Source organism: Pseudoalteromonas sp. HL-AS1 (genome assembly GCF_031198785.1).
Classification (GTDB): Bacteria; Pseudomonadota; Gammaproteobacteria; order Enterobacterales; family Alteromonadaceae; genus Pseudoalteromonas; species Pseudoalteromonas distincta.
Window position 1 is genome coordinate 150,330 of record NZ_CP133569.1, and the last position, 16,327, is coordinate 166,656.

Here is a 16,327-nt window from a genome sequence, read left to right on the forward strand (position 1 = left end):
CTTATGTTTTAACTGCTAACTTTTACCAAATCATTTCTACAAATTCAGGATGGTCGATATACGGGTTACGATTACCTTGAAATTCAAAGGCTGCTTGGTTACGGTCAAGTTCCATTTGGCTTACAGGATCGCTGTTATGCCAGTTAAGCAGCATGGCTACAACCCAGCTTTCAAACACTTGGTTGCTTGAACCATTAAGCACTGCATTACTTGAGGTCGTTTTGGTTTGCCAAGTGCCTATTACATTTTCGTAGCGCGTTGCCATGTAAAAATAAGCGCGAGCAAAGTCACCTTTAAATTCGTCAATTGGCTCAAATACAGTACCTGAGTAATTTAATGAACTTGAGGCAGAACCTAATTTACTTCCGTTAGTTGATGTAAATGAAGCGCTTGCTACTTCACCAAATGGGAAGTTACTACGTTTTGAGTTTACATAACCGTCGGTTGCGTAAATATGATGCACATCTGAGTTCATTGGCTCAATAGTGCCGCCAAACCAACTTTTAGGGAATGAATGCTCGCGGTTGTAACAGCCGCCTTCTCCACTGTAGTTACCACATTGATCGCTCACCGCAGCATAATTGTAGCTATCTGAGCCGTTTGGTTTTTCGCTATACATATCTAAAATGCTGTTATCGTTTTCAAAGTATGTATCACGTGCTGATGAGTCGTAAAAATTCCAAATAGCCGAGTAACCCTGTGCATTATGATCTTTAATAATATTATAAAGCTCAGTTTTTAGTGCATAACCCGATAGCCCTTGAGCAGTAACATAATAGCCAGTGGGTGTTGGGTTGGTCCCGCCGCCATCACCAGAGCCACTACCTAAAGTAAATGCCGTGCTGTCTGTATTATTAAAACTTGCACCGCTAGCAAATGTGGTAGAGCCTTGCTTAAGTGCATAACTGCCATTACCTGTTGAACAACACATGCCATCGCCGTAACTGTCGCTAATAACAAGTGTGTAAGTACCATCAGTTAGGCATATTTGCTCATCATACTGAGAGTTTGATGCGTAACCACTGCCGTTAGCAACAGCGCTACCTTGATTGTTATTAACGGCCCAGCTAGTTTCGCTACCGTAATTATCGGTATTAAGCGTTAGTGTAAGGCTATTGTCGGTACAACTTGTTGATGCGCTGCCATCAGCGTTTGGTAAAAAGTTATCTACGTATACGGTTTCGCTGCCATCAAATCCACTTACATCATAAAACCTAAGCCCTACGCTAATTGTTTTATCACTGCTTGCTGTATAGCTATGGCTAACTGTTTGCCATTGGTTAGTTTGTGCTTGATTTGAATAGCCTTGATAACCATCTACATACAAGCGAGCTTTAATTTTACCTTCGGTGTGGTAAACATCAGCCGAAAAGTTATAGGTTTTACCCGCTTCTACAGCAACTTGTTGTAGTAAATCAGTGTTACTTTGCGATCCTGTAGTTACATTGACAGCAGCAGAGCTACTACCGCTTTTAACTGTACTAGTTGAGCGCGTTAAGCTGATTCCGCTATCAATAGTGCTCCAAGAGCTAGGCGTATTACCTGACCATTGTTCAAATCCGCCATTAGCTACATTGGCCATTACAGGTAATGAGCCAAGTAACAAAGCGGTACTAAGTAGTTTATTTTTATATTTCCCGTGTAACATAGTTGTTCCTATTTTTATTTTGAATGAGGAATATACCCTACATTAGTTAGGTTGCAAAATTGTTAATTTAAAGTGCTGTAAAAAGCAATAATCGTCCTTTAATCTGTTTTTGAAGGTATTTTTATAAATTAATAACTAAATGGAATATCAAAGCAGATTCTATTCTTTTTTTATCTATGCAGAGCCCGTTATCCTACATACTTAGAAAACCTCAACAGATACGCTCTGGATGAGGTAAAACTCATTTTTAACAATACACAAAGTGTGTTGTGTTTAATTTTCAGGGTTATGGGGAATCGATTCATGTTGTTAGGTCAACTAAATGCTGCGGCAAGCCCGCTATCGCAAGATCAAGTACAAAAGCTGCAAGGTTTAGTGGCTGAACTTAATCCAATTCAACAAGCGTGGGTAAGTGGTTACTTAGCTGCAAATGCTAATTCGGCTGCGTTAGGTGCTCCTACGGCAGGCGTACCGGCTGCGGGTGATGCAGCAGCGCTAACTATTTTATATGGTTCGCAAACAGGTAACGCAAAAGGTGTAGCTACCAAAATGAAAGAGCAGGCTGAGTCGCGAGGCTTAGCAGTTAAGCTTGTTAGCATGTCAGATTACAAACCAACAGCCCTGAAAAAAGAAAAGTTTTTAACTATCGTTGTATCTACTTACGGCGAAGGTGAGCCACCTGAAGACGCAGAAACACTTCACGAATTTTTAGCCACTAAAAAAGCGCCAAAACTAGACGATGTAAAAATAGCGGTTATTGGCTTAGGTGATTCTAGCTATGAGTTTTTCTGCCAAACAGCAAAAGATTTTGAAGAGCGTTTAAATAAACTCGGTGCACAAACTATCTATCAACGTGCTGATTTAGATGTAGATTACGAAGATGAAGCTGCAACATGGATTGCCGGTGCAGTTGATGCATTCGAACCTGATTTAAAAGCGCAGCAAGAAGCCGCTGGTGGTCAAGTTGTATCAATGCCATTTGGCGCTCCAACCTCTGCAGCAAGCCAATATACAAAACAAAATCCATTTGAAGCAGAGCTATTAACTGTTCAAAAAATTACCGGTCGCGACTCGACTAAAGATGTACGCCACGTTGAAATTTCGCTTGAAGGTTCTGACATTACTTACACGCCAGGTGATTCATTAGGTGTATACTTTTTAAATGACGATGTATTAGTTGATGAAGTACTTACACTTACTCAAATAGATGCAACAAGTATTGTAAAAGTAGGTGATGAAGAGCTAAGCGTACGTGATGCACTTATTGAAAAGCTAGAGCTGACTCAGTCGTACCCAGGTTTTGTAGAAAAATACGCAACAGCAACAGGTACGCCTGAATTATTAAAGCTTGTAGAAGATAAAGCGGCAATGCGTGCGTATATTGAACCTCGCCAAATATTTGATGTGATTCGCCAAAACCCAGCAAAAATTGATGCGCAAACATTAGTAGATTGCCTACGTAAACTACAAGCTCGTTTGTACTCAATTGCATCTAGCCAAGCTGAGGTTGAAGACGAAGTACATTTAACACTAGGTCTAGTGCAGTTTGATGCATTTGATAGCGAGCATTTAGGTGGTTGTACTGGTTACTTAACTCGTCGTGCAGAAGAAGGTTGTAAAGTTAAAGTATTTAGCGAACACAACGACAATTTCCGCCTTCCAACTAACGATGATACACCTGTTATTATGGTTGGTCCTGGTACGGGTATTGCGCCGTTCCGTGCATTTTTACAAGAGCGTGATTCACGTGAAGCACAAGGCAAAAACTGGTTGTTCTTTGGTAACCCACATTTCACTCAAGACTTTTTATACCAAGTAGAAATACAGGGTTATTTAAAATCGGGTTTACTTAACAAAGTAGATGTTGCATTTAGCCGTGACCAAGCAGAAAAAGTATACGTACAAGACAAATTACGCAGTAACAGTAAAGACGTGTTTGAATGGTTAGAAGCTGGCGCTCACTTTTATATTTGTGGCGATGCAAATCGCATGGCAAAAGATGTACACAACGCCTTGCTTGATATTGTTAAAGAAAACACAGGCAAGAGTAACGAAGACGCAGAGCAATATTTAAAAGATTTGCGTAGCGCAAACCGCTATCAGAAAGACGTGTATTAATCACGTTTCTTATTTTATTTAACAGCTAGCAGCCGTCACTGTAACAAATTTAGGATTTAAAATGAGCGAACAAGATAAAAACGTAAAACTTTCTGATAACGAACGTTTGAAAAGAGAAAGTAACTTTTTACGTGGCACCATAGAAAAAGATTTAACAGACGAAATTACCGGTGGCTTTACAGCCGATAACTTTCAGCTAATTCGTTTTCACGGTATGTATCAACAAGATGACCGCGATATACGTGGTGAGCGCGCTAAGCAAAAGCTAGAGCCGCTGCATAATGTAATGTTACGTGCACGTATGCCTGGCGGTATTATTAAGCCAGAGCAGTGGTTAGCAATCGACAAGTTTGCAGATGACAAAACAAGCTACGGCAGTATTCGTTTAACTACGCGTCAAACGTTTCAGTTTCATGGAGTGTTAAAGCCTAATATTAAAGGCATGCACCAAATGCTTGATAGCGTAGGTATAGACTCTATTGCTACAGCGGGTGACGTTAACCGTAACGTGCTTTGTACTACTAACCCAGTTGAGTCTGAGTTACACCAAGAAGCTTACGACTGGGCTGCAAAAATTTCTGAACATTTATTACCAAAAACGAAAGCGTATGCCGAAATTTGGTTAAATGGCGAAAAAGCAGAAACCACAGAAGAGCCAATTTTAGGATCTAACTACTTACCGCGTAAGTTTAAAACCACGGTGACTATTCCACCTAACAACGAAGTTGATGTACACGCTAACGATTTAAACTTTGTGGCAATTGCTGATAACGGCAAACTTGTTGGTTTTAACGTATTAGTGGGCGGTGGCCTTGCCATGACGCACGGCGATACAGCAACTTATCCGCGTAAGGCTGATGATTTTGGCTTTATTACGCTAGAAGACACCTTAAAAATTGCAGAGCATGTTGTATCTGTGCAGCGCGATTGGGGTAATCGTTCAAACCGTAAAAATGCAAAAACTAAATACACATTAGACCGTGTAGGTGTTGATGTATTTAAAGCCGAAGTTGAAAAGCGCTCAGGCGTTACGTTTGCACCAAGCCGTCCGTTTGAGTTTACTCATCGTGGCGACCGCATTGGTTGGGTTGAAGGCATTGATGGTAAGCACCACTTAACGCTATTTATTCAAAGTGGTCGTATTTTAGACTATCCAGGCAAGCCGCTTAAAACAGGTTGTCGTAAAATTGCAGAAGTTCACCAAGGTGACATGCGTATGACGGCAAACCAAAACTTAATTATTGCTGGCGTACCTGCAGATCAAAAAGCCGTGATTGAAGAAATTGCACGTAGCCATGGCCTAATTGATGACAAAGATTCGCAGCAGCGTAAAAATTCTATGGCGTGTGTTTCACTGCCAACGTGCCCACTTGCAATGGCCGAAGCAGAGCGTTACTTACCAAGCCTAGTAGAAAAAACTGAAGCATTACTTGCTAAGCACGGTATACCAGATGACAGCATTATTATGCGCGTTGTAGGTTGCCCTAACGGTTGTGGCCGCGCAATGCTTGCAGAAGCTGGTTTAGTGGGTAAAGGGCCAGGTAAGTACAACGTTTACCTAGGTGGTAATTTAGAAGGTACACGTATTCCTAAATTGTACCTTGAGAACGTAGGCGAAGACGTTTACCTAGAAGCATTCGATAAGCTCATTGGGCAATGGGCAAAAGAGCGTAACGAAGGTGAGTGTTTTGGTGACTTTGTTATACGCAAAGGCATAGTTGCTGAAGTAAAAGTATCAGTAACCGATTTTCACGCTTAATTAAATACCAGCGCTTTGGCGCTGGTGAGGTTTGGAATTTACCATGAGTGAATTTAAAAACATTTTACAGCTAGATAAGCAAAGCCAGGCGGCTATGTTAGCTGATGCTAATGGTTTGCTAGCGAATATGAGCGCAGAACAGCGTGTTGCATGGGCGCTTGATAACTTGCCTAATACGGCTTTTTTATCATCTAGCTTTGGTATTCAAGCGGCAGTAATGCTGCATTTAATGACCTCACAACGTCCAGATATTCCCGTTGTATTAACCGATACAGGCTATCTATTTCCTGAAACGTATCAGTTTATTGAACAAATGAGTGAGCGTTTATCACTAAACTTAAAGGTGTATAGAGCGCAGCTAAGCCCAGCATGGCAAGAAGCTAAGTTTGGTAAGTTGTGGGAGCAAGGCGAGGACGGCATTAAGCAATATAACCAGCTTAATAAAGTTGAGCCGATGACCCGCGCACTTAAAGAGATAGAAGCGGGCACGTGGTTTAGTGGTTTGCGTCGCGATCAATCATCTACACGTGCTGATAAACAGTTTGTAGAAATAAGCCGTGGTACCGTTAAAGTGTACCCGATTATTGAATGGTCTAACCGCGACGTGTATCAATACCTGACTAAGCACGATTTACCTTATCACCCATTATGGGAACAAGGTTATGTGTCGATGGGTGACGTACATACAACACGTAAGTTAGAACCAGGAATGACAGAGGAAGAAACTCGCTTTTTTGGTTTAAACCGAGAATGTGGACTACACATGGATGGTGACGGTATTTAACGTCACTACGATGTAGTTAAATCGCAAATAAAAACGCAGCTTCGGCTGTAATGCCGATCATTTAAGAATTAGTTAATAGCACTTGAACGATCTTCTAGGTATGTAAGAATCCGAATTCTTTTGTAGAATTCGGATTTTTTTATGCAACTTTCTAATGCTCTCGATATTATTAACAACATCAAACCTAATGACGTTGAAACACTCGCAGACTTACTCCCTTTATCTCTTATCGAAGAAGCCTATGCACTGACCGAAACCGTTACACTACGAAAAAGAAAACTAACCCTAGAATCGATGGCTTGGTTGTTGATCGGGATGGTTATTTATAATGACAAATCGATGGCCGATGTCGTTAATATGCTCGACATTGTTGACCGCGATGGTAAGCCATTTGTTGCGCCAAGTGCTTTAACTCAGCGTCGTAAAAACCTAGGTGAAGCCGCCATGAAAGCCTTATTTGAATGCACCCAAAGGCATTGGAATAATGACGCTAATCATCCTCATTGGAATGGGCTTACCTTGCTTGGTGTCGATGGTGTCGTTTGGCGTACGGATGACTCACCCCAAAACAATGAAGCCTTTACAAAACCGACTAATACACAATACCCACAGGTCAGAATGGTGTGTCAAATGGAGCTAAGCAGCCACCTAATCACGGGGAGTGCTTTTGATGATTACAAGGTCAATGAAATGGTGCTGGCTGAAAAGCTTATAGAAACCACACCCGATAACAGTCTCACTTTATTCGACAAAGGTTTCTATTCTTTAGGGCTTTTACATAAATGGCAAACAACTGGCAGTGAACGCCATTGGCTAATCCCCCTGAAAAAAAATGTGCAATATGAAGTTATTCAAACATTAGGGCGTAATGATAAATTAGTCCAACTTAGCAGCAACCCAAGAGCAAGAAAGATGTGGCCAACGCTGCCTAACACCTTAATCGCGAGGTTAGTGACTCGAAAAATAAAGGGGAAATCATATAGTGTGATGACATCTATGACAGATCCGATGCGATATCTATCAGCCGATATAGGTGATTTGTACAGTCACCGCTGGGAGATAGAGCTTGGTTATCGGGAACAAAAGCAATATATGCTGGGCAATCGATTAACATTAAGAAGTCGCTTACCAGCGCTTGTAAAGCAAGAGCTGTGGGGAGTGTTGCTTACTTATAATATGGTGCGATATCAGATGGTAAAAATGTGCCACACATTAAAAGGTGATTATTTACCGTACCAACTGAGTTTCAATGGTAGTTTAGCTCAAATAATGAGGTTGCTTGTTGGATTACCTTATTCAACACCTGGAGCCATACCACGTCAATTAAAATACTTTTATGCGATGGCAGAAAGCCTAATTCTAGAGCCTCGAAGGGATCGAGGTTTTCCTCGTGCAGTCAAGCCAAGACCACAGCGGTACGCTAGAAATAAAAAAGCCGCTCACCTTAAGTGAACGGCATTACAGCTTCGGCTGCGTTTTTATTTTCTTTTATTCGGGTACAAAAAATTGCCTAATTAAGTATTTTTTATTAGACTCAAGGCATTAAAGGATTAATTAAAGCAGGAACGCTATGAAATACTTTACCTACTTAGCTATATCAATTATGGCTATTGCAGTCATCTCTTTGTTTTATTTAAAAAAGCCCGATGGTCAAACATGGCTTTCTGCATCATCAATTAGCAGTGAATCTCAGCAAATTAAAGAAAGAATGGTCGCGCTATCTAGCAGTACTTTGGACCAAGCAGTGCAGGGCGTTCAGCAAGCTGGCGATAAAATTGCGAGCAGTATTTCTGATGAACCAATTGCTGCAAATGCTACCTCAAGTGGTAAAATTTTTAAGTGGCAAGACGAAACAGGCCAATGGCACTTTTCTGATACACCTAACCCACATGCAAAAAGTATTGAAGTAAAACTCGATCCTAAAGATATTACTGTTATTGCTGCAGAAGACACGTCTATTTTAAATACCTCTTCAACTCCAAACACAATGTCGGCTGCACCAGAGGGGATCAGTATTTTGAACCCAGATTCGGTTAAAAAGCTATTTAATGACGCCGAAAATGTAAAAGACAAACTAGAAAAACGTAATAAAGAAATTAATAATTTAAGTGCACTTTAATTATTTAGAGTGAGTGCTTTTATGGTTTTTTAAATAACGTTTTTCGGCTTCCATCAATAATACTGTTAAATATATTTTAGTGGGAAGCGACAGCAGCACGCCTACAGCAATGCATGCCGCCGCTATAGTTATTCCTTTAATACCATGCTCGACAGTAAAGTAGTTCGACACAATTAACGTATGGCCAGTCACGATATGGCACAACCCAAGCACTATTGATGTTTTAAGCAGCCTAATTATCATTGTTTGCGACATAGTTACCTCAGTAGGCACGCTTTAAATGCTTAGCATTGATTTAAGACAACAAACAGCAAATATAAAAAAGCCCAGCTTATTACTAAACTGGGCTTTTAGATGTATTAACTACTGTCTTTGTTAGTCGAGCATATTACGCAGTACATATTGTAAAATGCCGCCGTGTTTGTAGTAATCCCACTCTTTAGGGGTATCAATACGTACGTCTGCACTCAAGGTTACTTTTTTACCTTCGGCATTTGTAGCAATAACGGTAACTTCATCGGTTTTATCGTACAGGCCATCAATATCAAATTGTTCTTGCCCTGTTAACCCGTGTGACTCGTAGCTTTCACCTTCTTTAAATTGCAGAGGTAATACACCCATACCAATTAAGTTAGAGCGATGAATACGTTCATAGCTTTGTGCTACAACGGCTTTAACGCCTAATAAAAGTGAACCTTTAGCAGCCCAGTCACGAGATGAACCCGTGCCATATTCTTTGCCCGCTAAAATAATGAGTGGAGTATTATTTTTTTGATACTCCATTGCTGCATCATAAATGCTCTCTAGCGTATCGCCGGGTTGAGTACGTGTTACGCCGCCCTCTGTACCAGGAGCTAGTAAGTTTTTAAGACGCACATTAGCGAACGTTCCACGCATCATTACTTCGTGATTACCACGGCGTGAGCCGTACGAGTTAAATTGCGCTTTGTCTACACCTTTCTCTTGCAAGTATAAACCTGCTGGCGCTTCTGCTTTAATAGCACCCGCTGGAGAAATATGGTCAGTGGTTACTGAATCTCCAAGTTTAGCTAAACAGCGTGCACCTTCAATAGAAGGAATGCCCGGTGGTTCTACTTTCATACCATCAAAAAAGGGTGCTTTTTTAATGTAGGTAGATGCATCATCCCAATCGTAAAGTTTGCCATCCGGTATTTTAATTTGCTGCCAACGGCTATCACCTTCGTAAACGTTAGCGTAGCTTTTTTCAAACATTTCTTTAGTTACGGTTTCTTTAACTAAGTCACTTACTTCTTTAACGCTTGGCCAAATGTTTTTAAGGTAAATATCGTTACCGTTAGCATCTTGAGCAAGGGGTTCGTTGTATACGTCAATATCGGTTCTACCTGCAATGGCATAAGCTACAACAAGCGGAGGAGAGGCTAAAAAGTTCATTTTAACATCTTGGTGAATACGCCCTTCAAAGTTACGGTTACCCGATAAAATAGAGCTCACTACTAATTTATGTTTTTGAATCGCGTCTGATATTTCAGTTGCAAGTGGCCCTGAATTACCAATACACGTAGTACAGCCGTAGCCAACTAAGTTAAAGCCAAGACTTTCTAGGTCATCCATCAGGCCTGCTTTTTCTAGGTAGTCGGTAACTACTTTTGAGCCTGGAGCAAGTGATGTTTTAACCCAAGGTTTTACATTAATGCCTAACTGTTTCGCTTTTTTAGCAACCAAACCAGCAGCTAAAATAACACTTGGATTAGAGGTGTTGGTACAGCTGGTAATCGCGGCAATAACACAAGCGCCATCGTTTAGCTCAAACTCTTGGCCTTTAAATTTAACCTTAGCGGCACCCATAAACTGCGCTTCGTTAACTGGTTCATCTGGATTTGTTGTCGGCCCTTCACTCTCAATACGAGCTTGTTCTTCATCGCTTTTATCACGACGAGCCATACGCTCATCCTGAAAGCCTTTTAAATGATCGCCAATAACTTTGCCAGCTTCGTTTAGGGCAATTCTATCTTGTGGACGTTTAGGGCCTGCAAGGCTCGGTACAACATCATCTAATTTAAGTTCAAGTGTATCGGTGTAGCTAGCTTCGTCGCCATCGTTACGCCATAAGCCTTGATGCTTAGCATAATCTTCAATTACTTTTAGCTGCTTTTCGTCGCGGTTTGTTAAGCGAAGGTAGTTAATAGTTTCATCATCAATTGGGAAAATACCACATGTAGCACCGTACTCTGGTGCCATATTCGCTATGGTAGCTCTGTCTGCAAGTGGTAGGTCGGCAAGGCCGTCACCATAAAATTCTACAAATTTACCCACTACGCCATGATTACGCAGTATTTCGGTTACTGTTAACACTAAATCGGTTGCGGTAGTGCCTTCAGGTAAACGCCCGCTTAGCTTCATACCTACTACTTGTGGAATGAGTAAGCTAATTGGCTGCCCAAGCATGGCTGCTTCAGCTTCAATGCCGCCAACACCCCAACCAAGCACACCTAAGCCATTAATCATTGTGGTGTGAGAGTCAGTCCCTACAAGCGTATCTGGGTAAGCGAATTTTTTGCCGTCGCGCTCTTCATTAAAAACAACGCGCGCTAAGTATTCTAGGTTTACTTGGTGGACAATACCGGTTGCTGGTGGCACTACTTTTAAATTATCAAAAGCGGTTTGTCCCCAACGTAAAAATTCGTAACGTTCTTTATTTCGGTCGTATTCAAGTTTTGCATTTAAATCAAATGCACCATCGTCTCCGTAGCCATCTACTTGCACCGAATGGTCAATAACAAGTTCAGCAGGCGATAACGGGTTTATTTTTGCAGGATCCCCACCTAGCTTTTCCATTGCGTCACGCATCGCGGCTAAATCTACAATAGCGGGTACGCCGGTAAAGTCTTGCATAACAACGCGGGCGGGAGTAAAGGCAACTTCAGATGCAGGCTTTGCTTGAGGATCCCAATTAAGGAGGGCTTGAATGTCTTGTTCTTTTATATTTACGCCATCTTCGTTACGAAGAAGGTTTTCAAGTAGTACTTTTAAGGAAAAGGGCAATCGTTTCGCTTTGTCGCCAAGTCCTTTTAGAGAATGAATATGATATTGCTCACCATTTATTGTGAGCTGATGTTGGGTATCGAAACTATTATTCATTATTTGCCCCTTTATGAATTATAAAAATGTTTTGAAGAGTGACCTCTGTAGTGTTCGAGTTGCAAAGTACATACCAGTGTAAAAAATCGCGTTTAGAGAACGAATTTTATACAGTTATTATAGTAGAGATGATGCTGAAAAATTTAATTTCAAGAGATGATTTAAAAGAAGAGATAGGGTCAAAAGTTATTTCGACCCTTATTAATTACTGTAACCAGCCTTGTTGCTTACCTTTAATACTCAAGCAAAGTAAAGCGATGGCAATAATGATTACAAAAATAGGCATAAATACCGCACTTGCGCCAAGTAGCTCAATACTATTTATGACCACAAAATTATAATATTGCTGAATTAAAATAGCGCCGAGCGATAGCGCAAAAGTAGGTGTTGCCAGCGCGTTTTTAGCAAGTAAAAACAGACAACCCAAAGTGCTTCCAAATACAGCTACAGCAAATGCAATGGTGGACCAAAGAGGGATGTTAGAGTAGGCAGCTTGTTGATCTAAAGGAAGTTTACCTATCATTTCTGGTGTCATCATCATGTGCATAGCAAATGCAATAACGCCAAGTAAGTTCCATACGAGTGCCGCCCATACAACGGGTTTAAACCAATTTTTAGGTGTGTTTACAGACATTTTATAACCTTGTTTTTATTATTAATTAGGTTATTAAAGAGTAAAAAGGCCAACTATACAAGTTGGCCTTTTTATATAAAAAGAGTGCTTTTAAATGCTTAACCAAATGAAATAGGACGACGACCTGTTTTATCATCTACTTTTGGTTTTTTAGTTCGCTTACGCTTACTTTTAGCTGGTTGATTTGTTGGTTGTGGTGTAGCTAGCTTTGACTCTGCTTGAGTTTGTACCGTAGGTTTTTCTACAGGGATTGCATCTTCACTTAGTGAGAGTTTAAAAAACTCACCATCAAACTCTAGTACATCACCACTGTATAATTTTTTCCGTTTAATTGTACAAATTTCATGGTTAACACCCACATAGCCTTCAGTAATTAGGTTTTTAGCTTGGCCGCCACCTTCAACTAAGTTTAGTACTTTTAATAATTTACAGAGCTCAATCGGCTCTTCTTCTAATTCTATTTCTATGTATTCTTCGTTCATATTTGCTCTCGGTGGGGTAACGCACAAGCTGTAGTATAAAGGCTTGCAGCTACTTTTGCACCAAAGCAAGTAACTTTAGCTAATTGTAATAGGGAAATAACGACGAAAGTTTTTATGTATTTTATCTGTCTTTAAAAAAACTGAAGCAATTGAAGAGTAATCTTTGCAGCAGTTAATTTTACGTATGGCCTGCTAATTGCTAAAACTTTGGCGGAATAAATATTTTTCATTAAATGGAGTAGGAAATGGGCGTAAGATTAGCAATGAAAAAAGAGCTAATGGGATTAGATAATTCAGGTATGTTAACTGCTGACGATGTTAGAGAGCACCTTGCTAATTCTGTAAAAAAGCAAGCTGATCAAGATGAGCGCGGTTTTTCTGTAATTTCAAAATTCAATGATACCCATAGCCGTTTAGCTAGTGGTGATGCCACGAGAAAAACAAAACTTGAATTTGAACGTCATCGTTTATTTAAAGAAGTTTTATATACTCGCAAAAGTGTTGATGCTTGGTTAGATAGCCAAATTAGGTGATTTGCTATTTATCAAAAATATAGTTTTAGTGTGCTTAGCCATTTTATTAAGTACGTGTCAGTAACCGACTGCGTATATTTATACATAAACGTTGAGTGCAACTCAAAAGTAGCAGCTAGAATCAACTTGGGGATATAAACAGTCTCTAACCGTGGATTTCTATATGCTCGCTTAATTTGGCAATGCGCAGGCTCATACCTTCAATAATTCGGTCTTTAATTTTTTCGCGGATAACATTAGGTAAGCGGGTGAGTGCTTCAGGGGTAATGGCAAGTACTATGGTGTCGGTTTTAGCGCGAGCACTGGTACTGCGCTCTCGGTTATTTATAAAGGCACCTTCACCTATAAATTCACCGGGCTCTATAGTGCCAAGTTCTAGTAAATGGTTATGCTTAAATACTAATAATGCGCCGCTAAGTACAATGTACAAGCGCTTGTCGTTATCGTATTGCTTAAATAAAAATTGATGCTGACTTACTAAATATAACAGGCCGAACGACTCCAATAAGACTTGGCGCTCGCTGAGCGTAAATTCTTTAAAAAAGTGCAGCCTGTTTATAATTTCCATTTGTTTGAATAATGGAATATGTTCGATTAGCTTCATCAATAACCAAATGTGTTAAAAGCGTTTAATCAGCTAATATTGCGCTCTTTTAATTTTCGGGTCAACGTGTTGCGTCCCCAACCAATTTTTATAGCAGCATCTTGCTTATGACCAGAGCAATTAGCCAGGGCTGTTTTTATTAAGCGAGTCTCTAGTTGAGCTTGAATGTCAGGCCAAATATTTTCTTTGCCTTTTTTTAGCTCTTGATTAAGCCATTGTTGGAATGAATCGAGCCAATCACCTTCTTCTTGGGTTGGTGAAGCATCCAGAATCTCCGGCGGTAAATCTTGCTCGCTTACAAGCTCACCCGGTGCCATAACTGTCAGCCAACGACACGTATTTTCTAATTGGCGTACATTACCTGGCCAATTAAATAAACGTAATTGCTCAGTCGCTTTAGGGCTCAGTACTTTACTTTCTACTTGTAGCTCTTTAGCGCTTTTATGTAAAAAGTGTTGCGATAAGCTTTCTATATCTTCAGTACGCTCTCGAAGAGCGGGTAAACGTAGGCGCACAACATTAAGACGATGAAATAAATCATCCCTAAACTTGCCTTGTTTAACTAAATCTTCAAGGTTTTGGTGCGTAGCTGCAATAATGCGTACGTCCACTTTTATACTTTGATGGCCACCAACGCGATAAAACTCACCATCGGCAAGAACGCGTAATAAACGTGTTTGCACATCAAGTGGCATATCACCAATTTCATCTAAAAATAGTGTACCGCCATTGGCTTGCTCAAAGCGGCCTTTACGTACGCTATCGGCGCCCGTAAATGCGCCTTTTTCGTGGCCAAATAACTCTGACTCAACAAGCTCTTTTGGAATGGCCGCCATGTTAAGTGCAATAAATTGATTTTCTTTACGTGGGCTATGGTTGTGCAGGGCGCTGGCGACAAGTTCTTTACCTGTGCCAGATTCACCATTTATTAATACGCTCATGCTTGAGGCCGATAGTTTACCTATCGCTCTAAACACTTCTTGCATAGCGGGTGCTTCACCAATAATGTGGGCACTTTTTGGTGGAGCTTGCTTTCGCTTAGTTTTTTTAGTGGAGTTTGCTCTGCATGCGCTCTCGACTAGCGCCACTGCTTCGTTTAAATCAAACGGCTTAGCTAGGTATTCAAAAGCACCTTTTTGAAATGCATTAACTGCAGAGTCCAAATCTGAGTGGGCAGTCATTATAATAACTGGCAGCCCAGGGTTTTGCTCTGCTATAAGCTCAAGCAACGCCATGCCATCCATACCAGGCATTCGTACGTCCGAAACTAAAACAGTAGGTTGACTAAACTTTAATGCGCTTAATACATCTTGCGCATTATCAAAGCTTTCTGCGTTAAACCCTGCACGGGTTAGTGCTTTTTCAAGTACAAATCGAATAGAAGCATCATCATCTACAAGCCAAACTGTTTTCATGCAAACTCCAAACATTAATCTGCAAAGGGCAGATAGATATTAAATTCAGTATGTCCAGGCCAGCTATCACATTCTATATAGCCATCATGTTGATCTATCAGCGTTTGCGCTATTGAGAGTCCTAACCCTGAGCCATCTTCTTTATTGGTGATCATAGGGTAGAACAGTGTTTCACGTACACTGGGATCAATACCTGGTCCGTTATCAGATATTTGGATCAACAAGGCTTTTTTAGGTGCTTTACCTGGGCGACGATGCTGATGATTAATGCGGGTTTTTATTGTTATTTCACCGCCATCTACAAGCGCCTGTTGAGCATTTCGAACAATGTTTAATACTACTTGCTGAATTTTACCTTGATCAATGTATACATCAGGAATGCTTGGGTCGTAATCCTTAACCAAGCTAATGTTAGAACAATTATCTAACGTACTTAGTCGTGCAACTGATTCAAGTGATTGATGTATATTGCCATACGATTTTTGCGGAAGCTGATTTGGCCCTAAAAGCCTATCTACTAATTCACGTAATCGGTCGGCTTGCTCAATGATAAGTTCAGCACATTGGTCTCTTTCTTGTTGATCAACCTCATACTGCAATAACTGCGCCGCTCCGCGAATTCCACCTAAAGGATTTTTAATTTCGTGAGCTAAGCCTCTTATTAGATTTCGGGCTGCTTGGTATTGATGCATTTGATTAGACGCTTGGTCGTGCTTAATTTCGTCATCAGTTTGGCGCCACTCAAATAAAATATAAAGTGAGCCATCAAACTTAATTTGTCGTGTACTTACGGCTACTTTTGCATGGCGAGAATCGCTAAAAACCACGTCAGCTCTGTGCTGCTGGCAATCTACACCTTCAACTAATGAGTATTGTTCTATACGCTGCAAATCGATTGAATGGTAATTAAAAAGACTGTCGAAAGGCTGATCTAATAGGCGCTTGTTACCAAGGCCAAACAGTTCGCTAGTACTGGTATTGGCATAGACAACGGTGAAGTTTTTATCAAGCAACATGATAGCGGTTGTTTGATTTTGCCAAATAGCATCGAGTAGCTCAGGGCTAAAGTTTTTATTATTAATCATAGCTGCACCATTTTAGTGCGTTGATA

14 protein-coding genes are annotated in these 16,327 nt (G+C 40.6%); 6 read left to right on the forward strand and 8 right to left on the reverse strand.

Translation table 11 applies throughout. The annotated features are described in order from the left end of the window. Window positions 1–22: 22 nt before the first annotated feature. A complete protein-coding gene (locus RB214_RS00745) occupies window positions 23–1,648 on the reverse strand; it encodes an endonuclease (protein ID WP_309167941.1) in 1,626 nt (541 codons plus the stop codon). Between the two features lie 303 nt (window positions 1,649–1,951). Between RB214_RS00745 and RB214_RS00750 the strand changes: the two genes are divergently transcribed. From RB214_RS00750 to RB214_RS00770, 5 genes are all read left to right on the forward strand, one after another. Next, window positions 1,952–3,766 carry an assimilatory sulfite reductase (NADPH) flavoprotein subunit gene (locus RB214_RS00750; RefSeq protein ID WP_101216850.1) on the forward strand — a complete coding sequence of 605 codons (1,815 nt, stop codon included), beginning with the start codon at window positions 1,952–1,954 and terminating at the stop codon, window positions 3,764–3,766. 61 nt (window positions 3,767–3,827) lie between these two features. After that, window positions 3,828–5,525 (forward strand): assimilatory sulfite reductase (NADPH) hemoprotein subunit, encoded by a 1,698-nt coding sequence (gene cysI, locus RB214_RS00755; RefSeq protein ID WP_309167942.1) that lies wholly within the window; start codon window positions 3,828–3,830, stop codon window positions 5,523–5,525. 43 nt (window positions 5,526–5,568) lie between these two features. Beyond that, on the forward strand, window positions 5,569–6,309 hold the full coding sequence (locus tag RB214_RS00760) for a phosphoadenylyl-sulfate reductase (RefSeq protein WP_002961106.1): 741 nt from the start codon (window positions 5,569–5,571) through the stop codon (window positions 6,307–6,309). A gap of 141 nt (window positions 6,310–6,450) precedes the next feature. Continuing rightward, window positions 6,451–7,761 carry an IS4 family transposase gene (locus tag RB214_RS00765; protein WP_309167426.1) on the forward strand — a complete coding sequence of 437 codons (1,311 nt, stop codon included), beginning with the start codon at window positions 6,451–6,453 and terminating at the stop codon, window positions 7,759–7,761. A gap of 118 nt (window positions 7,762–7,879) precedes the next feature. Further along, window positions 7,880–8,428, forward strand: coding sequence for a DUF4124 domain-containing protein (locus RB214_RS00770; protein ID WP_309167943.1), 549 nt, complete (start codon window positions 7,880–7,882; stop codon window positions 8,426–8,428). Here the strand turns inward: RB214_RS00770 and RB214_RS00775 are convergent, their stop codons facing one another. The 4 genes from RB214_RS00775 to RB214_RS00790 form a co-directional block, all read right to left on the reverse strand. Then, entirely contained in the window at window positions 8,429–8,683 is a 255-nt protein-coding gene (locus RB214_RS00775; protein ID WP_309167945.1) for a hypothetical protein, read from the reverse strand. A gap of 120 nt (window positions 8,684–8,803) precedes the next feature. Further along, window positions 8,804–11,548, reverse strand: a complete 2,745-nt coding sequence (acnA, locus tag RB214_RS00780) for an aconitate hydratase AcnA (protein ID WP_309167947.1) — start codon at window positions 11,546–11,548, stop codon at window positions 8,804–8,806. A gap of 205 nt (window positions 11,549–11,753) precedes the next feature. Continuing rightward, window positions 11,754–12,182, reverse strand: coding sequence for a hypothetical protein (locus tag RB214_RS00785; protein WP_182674042.1), 429 nt, complete (start codon window positions 12,180–12,182; stop codon window positions 11,754–11,756). Window positions 12,183–12,280: 98 nt separating this feature from the next. Further along, window positions 12,281–12,664: an RNA-binding S4 domain-containing protein gene (locus tag RB214_RS00790; protein ID WP_309167949.1), complete on the reverse strand. Its 384-nt coding sequence runs from the start codon at window positions 12,662–12,664 to the stop codon at window positions 12,281–12,283. Window positions 12,665–12,909: 245 nt separating this feature from the next. Between RB214_RS00790 and RB214_RS00795 the strand changes: the two genes are divergently transcribed. After that, window positions 12,910–13,197, forward strand: coding sequence for a hypothetical protein (locus tag RB214_RS00795; protein ID WP_309167950.1), 288 nt, complete (start codon window positions 12,910–12,912; stop codon window positions 13,195–13,197). Between the two features lie 145 nt (window positions 13,198–13,342). Here RB214_RS00795 and RB214_RS00800 read toward each other — a convergent pair whose 3' ends face one another. From RB214_RS00800 to glnL, 3 genes are read right to left on the reverse strand one after another with little or no spacing between them, the layout of a single operon-like run. Beyond that, entirely contained in the window at window positions 13,343–13,801 is a 459-nt protein-coding gene (locus RB214_RS00800) for a cyclic nucleotide-binding domain-containing protein (RefSeq protein WP_182674046.1), read from the reverse strand. 29 nt (window positions 13,802–13,830) lie between these two features. Beyond that, the gene (gene glnG / locus RB214_RS00805) at window positions 13,831–15,216 is read right to left on the reverse strand and encodes a nitrogen regulation protein NR(I) (protein WP_309167953.1); all 1,386 of its coding nucleotides are present in this window, start codon (window positions 15,214–15,216) and stop codon (window positions 13,831–13,833) included. A gap of 14 nt (window positions 15,217–15,230) precedes the next feature. Then, window positions 15,231–16,301 carry a nitrogen regulation protein NR(II) gene (glnL, locus tag RB214_RS00810; protein ID WP_309167955.1) on the reverse strand — a complete coding sequence of 357 codons (1,071 nt, stop codon included), beginning with the start codon at window positions 16,299–16,301 and terminating at the stop codon, window positions 15,231–15,233. Window positions 16,302–16,327 lie beyond the last annotated feature (26 nt).

Excerpts from the sequence above, each read along its gene's own strand:
- acnA (WP_309167947.1), bottom strand. The coding sequence starts at position 11,548 with ATGAATAATAGTTTCGATACCCAACATCAGCTCACAATAAATGGTGAG.
- RB214_RS00745 (WP_309167941.1), bottom strand. The coding sequence starts at position 1,648 with ATGTTACACGGGAAATATAAAAATAAACTACTTAGTACCGCTTTGTTA.
- RB214_RS00800 (WP_182674046.1), bottom strand. The coding sequence starts at position 13,801 with ATGAAGCTAATCGAACATATTCCATTATTCAAACAAATGGAAATTATA.
- RB214_RS00750 (WP_101216850.1), top strand. The coding sequence starts at position 1,952 with ATGTTGTTAGGTCAACTAAATGCTGCGGCAAGCCCGCTATCGCAAGAT.
- cysI (WP_309167942.1), top strand. The coding sequence starts at position 3,828 with ATGAGCGAACAAGATAAAAACGTAAAACTTTCTGATAACGAACGTTTG.
- RB214_RS00790 (WP_309167949.1), bottom strand. The coding sequence starts at position 12,664 with ATGAACGAAGAATACATAGAAATAGAATTAGAAGAAGAGCCGATTGAG.
- RB214_RS00785 (WP_182674042.1), bottom strand. The coding sequence starts at position 12,182 with ATGTCTGTAAACACACCTAAAAATTGGTTTAAACCCGTTGTATGGGCG.
- glnG (WP_309167953.1), bottom strand. The coding sequence starts at position 15,216 with ATGAAAACAGTTTGGCTTGTAGATGATGATGCTTCTATTCGATTTGTA.
- RB214_RS00775 (WP_309167945.1), bottom strand. The coding sequence starts at position 8,683 with ATGTCGCAAACAATGATAATTAGGCTGCTTAAAACATCAATAGTGCTT.
- RB214_RS00760 (WP_002961106.1), top strand. The coding sequence starts at position 5,569 with ATGAGTGAATTTAAAAACATTTTACAGCTAGATAAGCAAAGCCAGGCG.
- RB214_RS00765 (WP_309167426.1), top strand. The coding sequence starts at position 6,451 with ATGCAACTTTCTAATGCTCTCGATATTATTAACAACATCAAACCTAAT.
- RB214_RS00795 (WP_309167950.1), top strand. The coding sequence starts at position 12,910 with ATGGGCGTAAGATTAGCAATGAAAAAAGAGCTAATGGGATTAGATAAT.
- glnL (WP_309167955.1), bottom strand. The coding sequence starts at position 16,301 with ATGATTAATAATAAAAACTTTAGCCCTGAGCTACTCGATGCTATTTGG.
- RB214_RS00770 (WP_309167943.1), top strand. The coding sequence starts at position 7,880 with ATGAAATACTTTACCTACTTAGCTATATCAATTATGGCTATTGCAGTC.